The sequence below is a fragment of the Xenorhabdus siamensis genome (genome assembly GCF_037996745.1).
In the GTDB taxonomy this organism is placed as follows: domain Bacteria; phylum Pseudomonadota; class Gammaproteobacteria; order Enterobacterales; family Enterobacteriaceae; genus Xenorhabdus; species Xenorhabdus indica.
Genome location: NZ_JBBMXE010000005.1, coordinates 319,072 through 334,052, shown reverse-complemented (window position 1 = coordinate 334,052; position 14,981 = coordinate 319,072). Strand labels below are relative to the sequence as shown.

Sequence of the window (14,981 nt, the reverse complement as noted above, 5' to 3'; positions counted from 1 at the left end):
TTAACTGTATTCATTCATTCCCCCCGGTCACATAGGTTTTATGACTGTAATCTTTATCCTATAACCTTCAGCTTCCGGGGAGTGGCTCATTTAATGTTGTACAGTCACTTGAAGACCATTCGATATGAATCAAATAACGTTATACTACGATCTGACACAATTATGCGGGTGGATTTGCATTTTGCTCAACAGCAAAACAGGCAACAAGTCGCTCGCCATATTGCTTTAGTTTAGGATGGAATTGAGTGCATGGGCCAAATGCATGACGACAACGGGCTGCAAAAGCACACCCCGGAGGTGGATTCATCGGGCTTGGCAATTCCCCTGTCAGTTTGATACGTTCACGCCGCAGTACCGGATTCAACCGCGGCGTTGCAGACAACAATGCCTGCGTATAAGGATGACGTGGGTTATTGAAAATCGTTTCCTTCGCACCTTTTTCAACACAACGCCCCAAATACATAACCATGACTTCATCAGCAATATGTTCAACCACTGAGAGGTCATGGGAAATAAATACATATGACAGCCCCAATTCCTGCTGCAAATCCATCATCAGGTTCAAAACCTGCGCCCGCACGGAAACGTCCAGAGCAGAAACTGGCTCATCCGCAATCACCACGTCAGGATTTAACATCAACCCACGAGCAATCGCAATGCGCTGACGCTGGCCGCCAGAAAACATGTGAGGATAACGCTGGTAATGTTCAGGCTTTAATCCCACCTTTTCCATCATTTCCAGAACTTTTTCCTTGCGCTCATCCGGTGCCAGTGATGTATTGATAAGCAAAGGCTCTTCCAAAATCTGACCCACCTTTTTACGCGGATTCAAGGATGCATAAGGATTTTGAAATACAATCTGGATTTTCTGGCGCCGGAGTTTTTCTGCTTCTTTATCTGGTAATAGTAGGTCTTGCCCCAAATAATAAAGTTCGCCTTCTGTTGGCTTTTCTATCATGGTCAGCAAGCGCCCCAAGGTGGATTTCCCGCAACCTGATTCTCCGACAACTGCCAGTGTCTTACCTTTCTCCAGTTCAAATGAGACACCATCCAGTGCCTTTACTATCCTCTCCGGTGAAAATATGCCTGTTTTAACCGGATAATATTTTTTTAGTTCAGTGGCTTTCAGCAAAGGAACTGTGTCTTTTTCCTGCCCGTTTTGTTGTTGAATAACTACTTCTTGAGCATTCATACTGTCGACCTCCCCTCATCATCCAGTGGCATATGACATTTAACCTGACGTTCTCCAACAACTTTCAATTCTGGCTCCACTTGGCAGCAATGCTCATTGACATAAGGACAGCGAGGATTGAGCAGACATCCTGTCGGACGGTCATATTTACCCGGAACAACACCCGGCAACGAAGCCAGACGGGATTTATCTACCGCAAATTCCGGCAATGCCCGTAACAATGCCTGTGTATAAGGATGACGTGGTGCTCTGAATATTTCATTCGACTTACCAATTTCCACTACCTGCCCTGCATACATCACAATAATATGCTGAGCAGCTTCTGCAACCAGAGCCAAATCATGGGTGATCAAGACCAGTGCCATGTTTTCCTGCTGCTGTAACTCCAGTAACAACTCGACGATTTGTGCCTGAATAGTCACATCCAATGCCGTTGTCGGTTCATCGGCAATCAGCAGCTTCGGACGACAAGCAATTGCCATCGCGATCATGACACGCTGGCTCATTCCACCTGATAATTGATGCGGATAAACCTCTAAACGAGAAGCTGGATCAGGAATTCCTACCTGAGTCAGCAGATCAATTGCTCGTTGATAACGGGTTTTCCGGTTTCCTCCCTGATGGACTTTCAACGCTTCCATGATCTGATATCCCACAGTGTAACAAGGGTTAAGGCTGGTCATTGGATCTTGAAAAATCATCGAAATTTCTGCACCAACCAGTTGGCGGCGCTCTTTTTCGGAAATTTTTGTCAGATCACAGCCATCAAACTCCAGCTTCTCTGCTATGACTTTACCCGGATAATCTATCAACCCCATAATCGCCAGTGAGCTGACAGATTTGCCCGAACCAGACTCTCCAACAATACCGACAACCTGTCCCTGCTCAACGCTGTAGCTGATACGGTCAACGGCGCGGAATGGTGTATCTTCATCACCGAAGTGCACCGATAATTGGTCTATATTTAACAATGCCATTTCATACCCCTACTGCTTGAGCTTAGGATCGAGCGCGTCACGCAACCCATCCCCCATCAGGTTAAATGCCAGTACTGTCAAAAGGATAGCCAACCCAGGGAAAGTCACGACCCACCACGCACTCTGAGCAAACTGCAAGACATCTGACAACATAGTTCCCCACTCTGGTGTTGGTGGCTGTGCCCCCATTCCCAGAAAACCGAGGGCAGCCATGTCTAGAATCGCATTCGAGAACCCTAATGAGGCCTGCACAATCAGGGGAGCAAGGCAGTTTGGCAAGATATTGATGAACATCTGACGCATCGCCCCCGCACCAGCAACCTGAGAAGCGGTCACATAGTCACGATTCACTTCAACTAATACTGCTGCCCTTGTCAGTCGAATATAATGTGGCAGTGCAACAAATGTCAGCGCCAGTGACGCATTGACAATAGATGGGCCGAAGATAGCCACCAGTACCAACGCTAATAACAAGCTTGGCAAGGCCAGCATGATATCGACTATTCGCATAATGGCAGTATCAACAATTCCACCAAAATAGCCCGACAGCAATCCCAGAATAATTCCCATCACCAGCGACATTACAACAACCAAACAACCAACCAGTAAGGAAAGGCGTGCTCCGTACATCAAACGAGAAAGGATATCGCGCCCAACATCGTCAGTACCGAGAATAAATTGCCAGCTTCCCCCTTCTTGCCATACCGGCGGACTCAACAGGGAATCACGGAACTGTTCTGCCGGGCCATGTGGTGCCAATACCCCCGCGAACAACGCGATCAACAGCATCAAAACAATATAGACAAGGCCAATGACGGCACCTTTGTTACGTTTAAAGTAATGCCAGAACTCCTGCATCGGCGTCATCAGTTTCGGTGCACTTGATGATGTTATTTGCTCAGTTGCTTGTGGCTCTGTTAGTTGAGTCATCATGCGCTCCTTATCTCTTGTGCCGAATACGTGGATTGACAATGCCATACAGCAGATCGACCACAAAATTGACCAGAATGATCATTGTCGCCACCAGCAATACGCCACCTTGCACCACTGGATAATCACGGCGCTGGAGAGCGTCGATCAACCAACGCCCTAATCCCGGCCATGAAAAAATGGTTTCAGTCAGAATAGCGCCCGCCAACATAATACCCACTTGCAGGCCAATCACGGTGACCACAGGCAGCAACGCATTACGCAATGCATGGACAATAATGACACGCATACGACTCAGGCCTTTTGCCCGTGCAGTACGGATATAGTCTTCACCCAATATTTCCAGCATGGAAGAACGAGTCATACGTACAATCACGGCTAATGGGATCGTACCCAATACAACAGCAGGCAGGATCATGTGCATCACAGCATCAATGAAGTCACCATCTTCCCCCCAAATCAGGGTATCAATCAGCATAAAGCCGGTCAGGGGATAGCTATCATCAAGAAATACACTGTCGCTTATTCGGCCGGAAACCGGGGTCAGGTTCCAGTGAACGGAAACCAGCATGATGAGCATAATGCCCCACCAGAAAATCGGCATTGAATAACCCGTCAGTGACAGGCCTACAGCGGTATGATCAAAGACAGAACCACGCTTGATCGCTGCCAGCACGCCAACAGGAATACCGACAGAGATGGCAAATAACATGGCACAGATGCCTAATTCCAATGTTGCTTTAAATCGGGGAACAAATTCATCCCACACCGGAATACGGCTTTTCAGGGAGATGCCTAAATCACCATGCAGTATGCCATTGACATAATGAAGATATTGCTCCCAAAGAGGTTTATCTAACCCCATTGCTGCCATCAGTTCAGCATGGCGCTCGGCAGAGACACCTCTTTCTCCCGCCATAATCAGTACCGGATCACCGGGGATCATATGCACAAAGGCGAAAGTCAGCAGGGTAATACCAATAAACGTCGGGATCACCAGCCCCAGACGCCGGAGGATAAATTGCAGCATATCCTGAATTCTCTTTTTAGTTATCAGTTACAGCTCTCAGGCTGTTTGTGTCATACACAGACCTGCTTGCCCACCAGAGAAACGTAACCATCCCCCCGGAAATATTCGGGGGGATGGTCAATCACAACAAATTTCAATCAAAACAAATCAAGAACAGGATTATTCGAGATCTACATTGTAAAAGAGGTGCCTGCCGAGTGGATCGACCTCATAACCCTTCACTTCTTTACGAATAGGTTCGTAAACCGTAGAGTGGGCAATAATCAATGCAGGGACTTGCTCATGCATTACTACCTGAGCCTGCTTATAAAGCTCTGTGCGTTTGACAATATCAGCCGTTGTACGTGCTGGCTGAATAATGTCCTCAAACTGTTGGTCGCACCATTTTGAATAATTGGAACCTCGTTCTTTGGCTGCGCAACTAAACAGAGTTCCAAAGAAGTTATCAGGATCACCGTTATCCCCCGTCCATCCCATCATGACGTTTTGAGGTTCGCCATCTTTGGCTCGTTTCAGGTATTCGCCCCATTCATAACTGACAATCTTGGCTTTTACACCAATTTTCGCCCAGTCAGCCTGAATCATTTCCGCCATACGGCGGGCATTCGGGTTATAAGGACGCTGTACCGGCATTGCCCAAAGATCAGTTTCAAAACCATTCGGGAAGCCCGCTTCTTTCAGCAGTTCTTTAGCCTTCACCGGATCATAGGAGTAATCTTTGATGTCATCGTTATAGCCCCACATTGTAGGAGGGATCAGGTTTTTCGCTTTCTGACCGGCGCCTTGATACACAGCCGCGATGATGGCATCTTTGTTCACCGCCATCGTCAACGCTTGACGAACTTTGAGGTTGTCCATTGGCTTCTTGGAGACGTTATAAGAGAGATAACCCACATTCAGCCCTGCCTGTTCTTTCAGTATAATATCCTTATTCTGCTTCATACTCGCAATATCAGCCGGGTTCGGGTATGGCATGACCTGACATTCATTTTTCTGCAATTTTGCATAACGTACAGAAGCATCAGGGGTAATGGAGAAGACCAGCCGATCAATTTTCGCCGGCCCTTGCCAATAATCTTTGAACGCTTTATAGAGAATGCGGGAGTCTTTCTGGTATTGCACTAACTGGAACGGCCCTGTACCCACCGGATTCAGATCCACTTTTTCCGGCGTACCAGCCTTCATCATGGCATCAGCATATTCTTTGGAGAGAATTGAGGCAAAATCCATAGCTATATTAGCCAGAAAAGGCGCTTCAGGACGGGACAGCACAAAGCGGACAGTATAGTCATCCACTTTCTCTATTTTGCTGATGATATTCCCCATATCCATGCCGATAAAGTATTCATAGCTGCCACCGGATACTTTATGGTACGGGTGATTTTTATCCTTTTGGCGCATAAAGGTAAAGATAACGTCATCGGCGTTGAAATCACGTGTGGATTTGAAATTTTTACTGCTCTGCCATTTTACGCCCTTGCGCAAATAGAATGTGTAGGTTTTGCCATCGTCACTGATTTCCCACCGTTCAGACAAACTTGGAATAATCTCTGTTGTACCTGATTTGAAGTCCACCAGACGATTATAAATTTGTCTGGCAGTTGCATCAAAAGTTGTACCAGAAGTGAATAACTGCGGGTTAAAGCCTTCAGGTGAACCTTCAGAGCAATAAACCAGTGTTTTTGCCTGCACACTGGCTGCTACAGCCAATGAAACAAGACCAATACCCAATTTCAATAAACCGGGCTTTTTCTTTTTGGAGATAATCATTACTTAAACTCCGTTTGTGATGTTTATTGTGCCTTAGCCAAGTCCAGAGTTTCCTGCCTGAATATCACTGCCCCGGCTTGTGTTATTTTTGTCGCTTATCAATTAATCAATTGTTATTCCTGACGTCAATATAATCACCATGGCTCGTGAAACACCAGAAAAACATAAAAGAAAAAAAACGTTAACAATTATGGTTAAAAAATATGACATCAGGCACAAATATAGATAAAAAAACTGTAAATATCACTTATTAAAATAATTAATCTCTATAAATTATAATTTTAAATTTGTGACCGGATACTTAAATAATGAACAGAAAAGATGATAAGAAGGATGACGTGGAACAAGGTGCCGAATCGAATCAAGAAAAATAAATGTTTTAAATTTATTCAATTCAAATGAAATTAATAACATCATCAATTAAATTAGCAATTTAATATGAAAATTCTATTTATGAAAATGATGGAACCTAATGGTGCAATTTTGCTCAAATTGAGCGTAATTCATCCTTAGCTAATTTGACTAGATAAAGGCGAAAAGGCATAACTATTCAAGCAAATGTGCGCGAGGCAAAACACATTTAAGCCTGTTTAAGAGTAAGAGTGCGGTTTATTTTTCATTTGTCACATATGAAAAAACCCCGCTCAAAAAGCGGGGTTTCAGAATGCTGGTCGGCGAGAGAGGATTCGAACCTCCGACCCACTGGTCCCAAACCAGTTGCGCTACCAAGCTGCGCTACTCGCCGAAAACGAAGCGCATCTTACTGCCAGCATCACGGATCGTCAATATCTTTTTAAAGATAAGTGGTTATTTGATGATATTCCGTCCAGAGTTTACACATTGTAATAACTTCAGACAACAAAAAGCCCCGCGATGATCCGCGAGGCTCTGTCTTAAAGGTAACTAGCTTTAAAGGTAACTTACACTAACTCAATAAAACTTATCAATAATTACTGAAGTAGTGAAATATCCGCTACCCGCAGGAACAACTCGCGTAGTTCACTCAATAGCGTCAGACGATTTACCCTTACTTGCAGATCTTCAGCCATTACCATTACATTGTCGAAGAATGCATCCACAGCTTCACGCAGAGAAGCCAGTTCAACCAGCGCATCCTGATAGTTGCCTTCTGCAAACAGAGGTGCCAGCTTCTCTTTCAATACAACAAGGTGAGTCGCCAGTTGGATCTCTTCCGCTGCTTTCAATACTGAAGCCTGCACAGTGTCATTCAGCTTCTCTTCTGATTTTGCCAGAATGTTGGAAACACGCTTATTCGCTGCCGCCAGAGAAACTGCTTCATCTAATGTACGAAAATGCGTTACCGCTTTCACACGGGCATCAAAGTCTGCCGGTTGAGTCGGGCGACGTGCCAGTACGGCCTGAATGGTATCAACGCTATAGCCCTGTTCCTGATACCAGGTGCGGAAACGACCGAGCATAAACTCAACCACATCATCTACAACGTTTTCATTGGTCAGTTTGTCACCATACAGACGCACAGCTTCCTCAGACAAAGTCTGGAGGTCGAGAGGCAATTTTTTCTCAACAATAATACGCAGCACACCCAGCGCGGCACGACGCAGTGCAAACGGATCTTTATCCCCTTTAGGATGTTGACCGATGCCGAAAATCCCTGCCAGCGTATCCATCTTATCGGCAATCGCTATGGCACAGGAAACTCCGGTAGATGGCAGATCATCGCCAGAAAAACGCGGCTGATACTGTTCATTCAGTGCCAGTGCCACATCTTCTGCTTCTCCATCATGACGAGCATAGTGCATTCCCATCACACCCTGCGTATCGGTGAACTCAAAAACCATGTTGGTCATTAAGTCACATTTGGACAGTAAACCTGCGCGGGTCGCATGAGTAACATCTGCCCCGATCTTTTCAGCAATCCAGCCAGCCAGAGCCTGAATACGGTCTGTTTTATCGCGCAGTGTCCCCAGTTGTTTCTGGAACAAAACGGTCTCCAGTCGTGGCAGGTTATCTTCCAGACGCTGCTTACGGTCAGTATTGAAGAAGAATTCAGCATCTGCCAGACGTGGACGCACTACTTTTTCGTTGCCTGCGATGATCTGCTGAGGATCAGAAGATTCAATATTGGTAACAAAAATAAAGTTCGCCATCAATTTGCCGGATTTATCGTAAACCGGAAAATATTTCTGGTCACCTTTCATGGTATAAACCAGCGCTTCGGCAGGTACTTCAAGAAATTTTTCTTCGAATTTTGCTGTCAGAACAACAGGCCATTCTACTAATGAAGTAACTTCTTCCAGTAAACTGTCAGTCAAATCTGCCACACCACCAAGCTGTGTCGCTGCTTGCTCTGCATCACGCTTGATCAGAGCCTTACGCGCTTCATAATCCGCAATGACCCGACCCCACTCCTGCAATATTGCCGGATACTGCTCTGCGTTATCAATGGTAAACTCCGCCTCTCCCATAAAACGGTGACCACGGATAATACGATCAGATTTGATACCCAGAATTTCGCCTTCAATCACTTCACTACCCAGAAGCATAGTGATGGTATGTACTGGACGGACAAATTGGGTTTCTTTATTACCCCAGCGCATTAATTTAGGGATCGGTAATTTGCTCAACGCACTGCTTACCATATCCGCCAGCAATTCTTTCGCTTCATGGCCTTTAACCTGAGCACGATAAAGTAACCATTCACCTTTATCGGTTACCATACGCTCAGCCTGATCAACGGTAATACCGCAACCGCGTGCCCAACCTTCCGCTGCTTTGGTTGGTTTTCCTTCCGTATCAAACGCCTGAGCAATAGCAGGGCCACGTTTTTCTATTTCACGATCAGCCTGTGCCGCCGCCAGATTTGCCACTTTCAACGCCAGACGACGAGGAGTAACAAACCAGCTAACTTCACCATGACCCAGATTGGCGTTTTGCAGTTCTACTTCAAAATTGGCCGCAAAGGATTCAGCCAATGAACGCAGTGCCTTTGGTGGCAGCTCTTCGGTGCCGATTTCCACAAGGAAAGTCTGTTGAGTCATGATGGCCTCTTATTTTCTGTTACACATAGGGAAGCCAAGCGCCTCACGGGAGGCATAATAAGCTTCAGCAACTGCTTTGGTCAGGGTACGGATGCGCAGAATATAACGCTGACGCTCAGTCACAGAAATCGCTTTACGGGCATCCAGCAAGTTGAAGGTGTGACCCGCTTTTAGAATACGCTCATAAGCAGGAAGTGGCAGTGGAGTTTCCAACGCCAATAATGCCTGTGCTTCTTTTTCGTATTGCTCAAAGCAAGTAAATAGGAAATCGACATCAGCGTGTTCAAAGTTATAAGTAGACTGCTCAACCTCGTTCTGGTGGTAAATGTCGCCATACGTGGTTTTACCCAACGGACCATCACTCCACACCAGATCGTACACACTGTCTACGCCCTGAATATACATTGCCAGACGTTCTAAACCATAAGTAATCTCGCCAGTGACTGGTTTACATTCAAGACCACCGACCTGTTGAAAGTAAGTGAACTGAGTCACTTCCATGCCGTTCAGCCAAACTTCCCAACCCAGTCCCCAAGCACCTAATGTCGGGTTTTCCCAATTATCTTCAACAAAGCGAATATCATGAACAGTAGGATCAAGCCCCAACTCTTTCAGGGAGCTCAGGTAAAGCTCCTGAATGTTATCTGGAGATGGCTTGATGATAACCTGGAACTGATAGTAGTGCTGGAGCCGGTTTGGGTTTTCGCCATAACGTCCATCAGTTGGACGACGGGATGGTTGCACATAAGCTGCGGCAATAGGCTCCGGCCCCAAAGCACGCAAGCAGGTCATAGGGTGAGAAGTTCCTGCGCCGACTTCCATATCCAATGGTTGGACAATGGTACAGCCTTGACGCGCCCAGTAATCCTGTAATGTCAGGATGATCCCCTGAAAGGTTTTGGTATCAAACTTTTGCATGTTGAATTCGCACGCGATACATATGAATTTAAACGAAAGCGTTCAGTATACCTTCTGACTTTAAGATATACAGCATTGATCACGCCCAATTTTGTCACAGTATAAAAAAATCTTACCCTTGCCACTTTATTTGTATATTTATACAGCTAAAATCAGCGTAATTATTCACCATTATCTGCGGAGACGTGCAATTCATGAATAAGGAAATAACTCGCTGTGGTTGGGTTACATCTGATCCTGATTATCTGGCCTATCATGACAATGAATGGGGTAAACCGCTAAAAGACAGCCTACAGCTTTTCGAATTGATTTGCCTTGAAGGACAACAAGCTGGTTTATCGTGGCTCACCATTCTGAAAAAACGGGAGGGTTATCGAAAATGTTTTCATCAATTCGATCCTGTCAAAATTGCCGAAATGGATGAAGATGATGTCGAGAAACTGATGCAAGATCCTGCTATTGTCCGCAACCGCGCTAAAATCAATGCCATTATTCATAATGCTCGTGCTTACCTAAAAATGGCTGAACAGGAAGAAGATTTCTGTGAGTTTATCTGGCAATTTGTTGATAACGATCCGCAAATTAACCACTGGAAAACACGGGCAGAAGTACCTGTCAAAACCGACCATTCTGATGCACTCTCAAGGGCACTGAAAAAACGCGGATTTAAATTTATCGGCAGTACTACCTGTTATGCCTTTATGCAGGCTGCGGGTTTAGTCGATGATCACATCGCAAACTGTCTATGCCGAAAAATCGAAAACCGAAAAACTGAAATCAGTGCATAAAAACAGGTGACAATGTAATAAGGTGCGGGGTATGGTGTCCTCTTATCCTACAAAAAAGACATAGCTGCTGTTATGAAATTCTCTCAATTCGGAAACAAGTTCACGCAAGATTCAGGAATTACGCTCCTGATGAATGATCTCAACAAAGGTTTGAGAACTCCCGGCGCGATTATGCTAGGTGGTGGTAATCCTGCTCATATTCCTGAAATGGATGACTATTTCCAACAACTATTGACAGATCTAGCGTTAAACGGTCAATTGACCGAAACACTGTGCAACTATGATGGGCCACAGGGGAAAAACACTTTAATTGCAGCGTTGGCTCAAGAATTACAAGAAAAGCTTGGTTGGGAAATCCACCCACAAAATATTGCCCTGACCAATGGCAGCCAAAGCGCTTTCTTCTACCTGTTCAATTTATTAGCGGGACGTGCTGAAGATGGTTCAATGAAACGGATCCTGTTTCCTCTTGCACCAGAATATATTGGCTATTCTGATTCTGGCCTGGATGAAGGTTTATTTGTTGCCAATAAGCCCAATATTGAATTACTACCCAATGGTCAATTTAAATATCGGGTTGATTTTGATCATCTGAATATTTCTGAAGATATCAACTTGATCTGTGTTTCCCGTCCAACTAATCCAACAGGTAATGTCATCACCGATGAAGAATTACTGCGCCTGGACGCGTTGGCACAACAACACCAAATCCCTCTGCTGATCGATAATGCCTACGGTGTACCGTTCCCAGGTATTGTATTCAGTAATGCAACACCTCTTTGGAATCCGAATATTATCTTGTGCATGAGCCTGTCCAAACTGGGGCTACCAGGTACTCGCTGTGGGATCATCATTGCTAATGAAAAAATTATCCATGCTGTCAGTAACATGAATGGCGTTATTAGTCTGGCACCAGGCGGGGTTGGTTCTGCTATTACGCTGGAAATGATCCGCCGTAATGATCTGTTCCGTTTATCCCAGAATGTTATTCAGCCATTTTATAAGAAACGGGTAGATCGCGTAATTGAGATCATCCGCCGTTATATGTCAGAAGAGCACTGTCTTATTCATAAACCAGAAGGAGCAATATTCCTCTGGCTATGGTTTAAAAATCTGCCTATTACGACAGAAGTCCTTTATCAGCGATTAAAAAAACGAAAAGTGTTGATGGTGCCGGGCCACTACTTTTTCCCTGGTTTGGAACACAACTGGCCTCACGCCCATCAATGTATGCGCATGAACTATGTCCCTGATTTAGAGAAAATCGAAGAAGGTGTCCGAATTTTATCCGAAGAAATTGAAATCGCTCATAAAGAAGCAGATCGCTAACCGGAATAATAAAAAAGCTCCCTCATTTAAGGTGAGGGAGTAAAATAATAACGAGGACTTTTTACCTGAGAACAGGACAGTAGTTATTAGAATCCCAAAAGAATTCTTCACACATAGTAGGAAAGGAAAACAATCCTTGTTTATACGCTTTCCCTGAACTCGGCATATTTAACCAGAAAATAAAAAATCTAATGGCCTGAATAGATAAGATTTTTTAACTTTAAATTGCCTCTACTATGTGAAATTATTTAAAAATCTTCTGACAAAAATCATTGCATTTAACAATAAGTGCTATAGCAAACTGAATATAACCTGTCTATAGTAAATAATCATATAGAGTTATCTTTATGATTAGGAAAAGTAACGTTAAAGTAGATATAAGAACTTGGATATCGGCAAATTAACTCATTGGGTTCATGGAATAGAAATGATGAAAAATAGTAAACTGCTTCTATTATCCGCAACTATATTCGGATGTTCTATGCTTATAGGCTGTTCCAGTATCATGACACATAGTGGCCCCAATCAGGGATATTATTCTGGGGCACAGGCTAATATTAACATGTTAAAAGATGATAAAACGGGATGGTTTCTGAAACCTTTTCTCGCAGTAGATCTACCATTATCAGCCCTGTTAGACACTCTTTTGCTCCCTTATGATTATGCTTTCTCAAATCAGGATCAAACAAGGAAATCACCTAAGCTTCGTATTGAAAAACCGGAAAAAAGTTCAACTCATACACAACAGATACCAGATGAGCCCATAAATGGTGCGGACTGATTCTTCATTGCTCTATCAAACCCAACTCTACCAGTACCCATTGTGCTGAAAATTGTCTTAATATGTTTTTTCAGGCATCGTTACTGCGCAAAGATGGTGCAACGATGCCTGTTTCAACAATAAAGATCTGACGATAGCCATTAATGTCACGCATAAAAGCAACATGACGATCATCAGGTGAGATCACTATTGCATCAGCACATGGAGCAAGGTCACTACGTGCTGTTAGTCGCTGAACTTTACCATTTTGGCTATCACAGAGCATAACACTGTTATCACAGACAAAAGCAATAAATCGGCCCCGGCTATCCCAGTTAAATGCAGATTGTATGTCATGTGCATTATGCGTGACCTGTACTGGTTCTCCCCCTTTTGGGGATACATACCATAACTGGATAGTTCCCTTATCATCTTTCATCAGAAAACAAATTTTGTTGCCATCTGGAGAGGTTCTTAACCAATGCCGGGGAGTACTGACTACTCCCGGCCAACGATTCTGGTGGGTAAATGTTAAACGTTGCTGTTTCACTCCCGCAGGTGGTGCAGGTAAGGTCGTTTCCGTTCCGGTTAATGGTTGATTACCTTCAACCGCATAATCTTCATCATGCTCAGGCAGGTCAACAAGGTAAATTTCAGGGATCTTTTCACCATTTTCAGCGCATGTATCACCAATAAAGGCCAGAGCCCAACGCTGCCATTGTCCATTCTTTTTAAGATAACCCTGTTGCCCAATCCACCCTTCTTCATATGCACGATTGATCTCATCACTACCAGGGCGTGGATGTGCTGTTGTGCGGCTCACTACCACCGAAAAATAGCTACCATCATATTCTCTTGGGTGTTTTTTGGCTGATATCACCGCTCTTAATGGAATAGCGACTGCTACATTGCGTAAATCAAGTGCGGGATCCAACTCATGCATAACGTGGTCGTTATAAGTAAAGCTTAAACGGCTGCCATCAGGACTGAAAACATGCACATGTGTACCACCACGCAAGGCTCCGGCTGTATAAGGTGAGGTAATGTCTAACGCATCAATATTAACAGTAACATTTGGCTGAATATCGGAAACAATCACACCACGGCGATGATGAAAATCGTATTGCCAGTGAGCATCGGGATTTTCCGGGCCATGAATAAACGCATAACGAACTGGTTCCTGCGGACTAACTGTTACAACACCGACATGCGCACCGTCTTTTGCCTGATAAATAATCTCTGTCTGTCCATTATTTATATGAATTTTTTCTATCGTTAAGCCAGTAAAGTCTGCCCCATTAGGACGTACATCATAGACTAACCACTGGCTATCAGGGGTCCAGATATTTATATTAGTTATCTGATGGCTACGGTTGTCGAATGTAATCTGGCGTTCCTTAAAAACCATTTTTCTACCTTAGTATTCGAAGATTCGGATAATAAAAACTAATGCTATTAAAATTTAACTAAAAAATTTCAATCGAGACATTATTATTTCAGCATTATTCTTTATTTCACGTTATATTCCATTTAATTAAATTTATGCTACTCAGTGTCCTTTATATCATTGGTATCACGGCTGAAGCCATGACAGGTGCCTTAGCCGCAGGTCGTCGAAAAATGGATGTATTCGGCGTAATTATTATTGCTTCTGTAACAGCCATTGGTGGTGGTTCCGTTCGTGATATTATTCTGGGCCACTACCCGCTTGGTTGGGTTAAAAACCCAGAATACATTGTGACTGTTGCCTGCGCCGCAGTAGTCACCATTTGGGTAGCCCCAATGATGAAACACCTTCGACGTTTATTTCTTATTCTTGATGCGATTGGTTTAATTGTTTTTTCAATTATTGGCGCACAAATCGCACTGGATATGCACTACAGCCCCGTCATTGCCGCCATTGCCGCTGTTATTACTGGTGTTTTTGGTGGAGTACTGCGCGATATGTTTTGTAACACCATTCCATTAGTATTCCAGAAAGAGATCTACGCTGGTGTCTCTTTTGCGGCTGCTTGGTTATATATCGCGTTATTACAGACTCCACTGCATCCAAACAGTGTAATTATCATCACCCTTATCGCAGGCCTAACCGCCCGCTTGATTGCTATTCGCTATCGTCTTGGGTTACCCATCTTCAATTATGATGGTGCTGACCATTGATATTAATCTGGGCGTTTGGAGCAAATGCTTGCTCCTTCGCTCTTGCATGTTTACCTGTCTACCGTTTTCTTTTCTGGATTTTTCTGTTCTACATTTCCCGACTTCCT

At 44.2% G+C, this 14,981-nt stretch carries 12 protein-coding genes and 1 tRNA gene; 4 read left to right on the top strand and 9 right to left on the bottom strand.

The genetic code is table 11. The features are described 5' to 3' along the window. Nucleotides 1–160: 160 nt before the first annotated feature. From dppF to glyQ, 8 genes are all read right to left on the bottom strand, one after another. Nucleotides 161–1,192 carry a dipeptide ABC transporter ATP-binding subunit DppF gene (dppF, locus tag AAC852_RS05420; RefSeq protein ID WP_340620136.1) on the bottom strand — a complete coding sequence of 344 codons (1,032 nt, stop codon included), beginning with the start codon at nucleotides 1,190–1,192 and terminating at the stop codon, nucleotides 161–163. After that, the gene (gene dppD / locus AAC852_RS05415; protein WP_340620135.1) at nucleotides 1,189–2,169 is read right to left on the bottom strand and encodes a dipeptide ABC transporter ATP-binding protein; all 981 of its coding nucleotides are present in this window, start codon (nucleotides 2,167–2,169) and stop codon (nucleotides 1,189–1,191) included. Before dppD ends, dppF begins: the two co-directional genes overlap by 4 nt. Before the next feature lie 9 nt (nucleotides 2,170–2,178). Next, nucleotides 2,179–3,099, bottom strand: a complete 921-nt coding sequence (gene dppC / locus AAC852_RS05410; RefSeq protein WP_340620134.1) for a dipeptide ABC transporter permease DppC — start codon at nucleotides 3,097–3,099, stop codon at nucleotides 2,179–2,181. A 10-nt stretch (nucleotides 3,100–3,109) separates the two neighbouring features. Further along, nucleotides 3,110–4,129: a dipeptide ABC transporter permease DppB gene (dppB, locus tag AAC852_RS05405; RefSeq protein ID WP_340620133.1), complete on the bottom strand. Its 1,020-nt coding sequence runs from the start codon at nucleotides 4,127–4,129 to the stop codon at nucleotides 3,110–3,112. Nucleotides 4,130–4,288: 159 nt separating this feature from the next. After that, the gene (dppA, locus tag AAC852_RS05400) at nucleotides 4,289–5,899 is read right to left on the bottom strand and encodes a dipeptide ABC transporter periplasmic-binding protein DppA (RefSeq protein ID WP_340620132.1); all 1,611 of its coding nucleotides are present in this window, start codon (nucleotides 5,897–5,899) and stop codon (nucleotides 4,289–4,291) included. 668 nt (nucleotides 5,900–6,567) lie between these two features. Further along, nucleotides 6,568–6,644, bottom strand: a tRNA-Pro gene (locus AAC852_RS05395). 205 nt (nucleotides 6,645–6,849) lie between these two features. Next, nucleotides 6,850–8,919 carry a glycine--tRNA ligase subunit beta gene (gene glyS, locus AAC852_RS05390; RefSeq protein ID WP_340620131.1) on the bottom strand — a complete coding sequence of 690 codons (2,070 nt, stop codon included), beginning with the start codon at nucleotides 8,917–8,919 and terminating at the stop codon, nucleotides 6,850–6,852. Nucleotides 8,920–8,928: 9 nt separating this feature from the next. Beyond that, nucleotides 8,929–9,837, bottom strand: coding sequence for a glycine--tRNA ligase subunit alpha (gene glyQ, locus AAC852_RS05385; RefSeq protein WP_340620130.1), 909 nt, complete (start codon nucleotides 9,835–9,837; stop codon nucleotides 8,929–8,931). 194 nt (nucleotides 9,838–10,031) lie between these two features. Here glyQ and AAC852_RS05380 point away from each other — a divergent pair, with 194 nt between their 5' ends. The 3 genes from AAC852_RS05380 to AAC852_RS05370 all read left to right on the top strand — a co-directional run bounded on the left by AAC852_RS05380 (nucleotide 10,032) and on the right by AAC852_RS05370 (nucleotide 12,735). Continuing rightward, entirely contained in the window at nucleotides 10,032–10,625 is a 594-nt protein-coding gene (locus AAC852_RS05380) for a DNA-3-methyladenine glycosylase I (protein ID WP_340620129.1), read from the top strand. 72 nt (nucleotides 10,626–10,697) lie between these two features. Then, the gene (locus tag AAC852_RS05375) at nucleotides 10,698–11,954 is read left to right on the top strand and encodes a valine--pyruvate transaminase (protein ID WP_340620128.1); all 1,257 of its coding nucleotides are present in this window, start codon (nucleotides 10,698–10,700) and stop codon (nucleotides 11,952–11,954) included. 430 nt (nucleotides 11,955–12,384) lie between these two features. After that, nucleotides 12,385–12,735 carry a YceK/YidQ family lipoprotein gene (locus tag AAC852_RS05370; protein WP_340620247.1) on the top strand — a complete coding sequence of 117 codons (351 nt, stop codon included), beginning with the start codon at nucleotides 12,385–12,387 and terminating at the stop codon, nucleotides 12,733–12,735. A 70-nt stretch (nucleotides 12,736–12,805) separates the two neighbouring features. Here AAC852_RS05370 and AAC852_RS05365 read toward each other — a convergent pair whose 3' ends face one another. Continuing rightward, nucleotides 12,806–14,122: a YidR family protein gene (locus AAC852_RS05365; RefSeq protein ID WP_340620127.1), complete on the bottom strand. Its 1,317-nt coding sequence runs from the start codon at nucleotides 14,120–14,122 to the stop codon at nucleotides 12,806–12,808. A 134-nt stretch (nucleotides 14,123–14,256) separates the two neighbouring features. Here AAC852_RS05365 and AAC852_RS05360 point away from each other — a divergent pair, with 134 nt between their 5' ends. Further along, entirely contained in the window at nucleotides 14,257–14,874 is a 618-nt protein-coding gene (locus AAC852_RS05360) for a trimeric intracellular cation channel family protein (RefSeq protein ID WP_340620126.1), read from the top strand. Nucleotides 14,875–14,981: the final 107 nt, after the last annotated feature.

What these genes read in the sequence shown, in the direction of transcription:
- dppF (WP_340620136.1), bottom strand. Translation starts at nt 1,192, where the DNA reads ATGAATGCTCAAGAAGTAGTTATTCAACAACAAAACGGGCAGGAAAAA.
- dppD (WP_340620135.1), bottom strand. Translation starts at nt 2,169, where the DNA reads ATGGCATTGTTAAATATAGACCAATTATCGGTGCACTTCGGTGATGAA.
- dppC (WP_340620134.1), bottom strand. Translation starts at nt 3,099, where the DNA reads ATGACTCAACTAACAGAGCCACAAGCAACTGAGCAAATAACATCATCA.
- dppB (WP_340620133.1), bottom strand. Translation starts at nt 4,129, where the DNA reads ATGCTGCAATTTATCCTCCGGCGTCTGGGGCTGGTGATCCCGACGTTT.
- dppA (WP_340620132.1), bottom strand. Translation starts at nt 5,899, where the DNA reads ATGATTATCTCCAAAAAGAAAAAGCCCGGTTTATTGAAATTGGGTATT.
- glyS (WP_340620131.1), bottom strand. Translation starts at nt 8,919, where the DNA reads ATGACTCAACAGACTTTCCTTGTGGAAATCGGCACCGAAGAGCTGCCA.
- glyQ (WP_340620130.1), bottom strand. Translation starts at nt 9,837, where the DNA reads ATGCAAAAGTTTGATACCAAAACCTTTCAGGGGATCATCCTGACATTA.
- AAC852_RS05380 (WP_340620129.1), top strand. Translation starts at nt 10,032, where the DNA reads ATGAATAAGGAAATAACTCGCTGTGGTTGGGTTACATCTGATCCTGAT.
- AAC852_RS05375 (WP_340620128.1), top strand. Translation starts at nt 10,698, where the DNA reads ATGAAATTCTCTCAATTCGGAAACAAGTTCACGCAAGATTCAGGAATT.
- AAC852_RS05370 (WP_340620247.1), top strand. Translation starts at nt 12,385, where the DNA reads ATGAAAAATAGTAAACTGCTTCTATTATCCGCAACTATATTCGGATGT.
- AAC852_RS05365 (WP_340620127.1), bottom strand. Translation starts at nt 14,122, where the DNA reads ATGGTTTTTAAGGAACGCCAGATTACATTCGACAACCGTAGCCATCAG.
- AAC852_RS05360 (WP_340620126.1), top strand. Translation starts at nt 14,257, where the DNA reads ATGCTACTCAGTGTCCTTTATATCATTGGTATCACGGCTGAAGCCATG.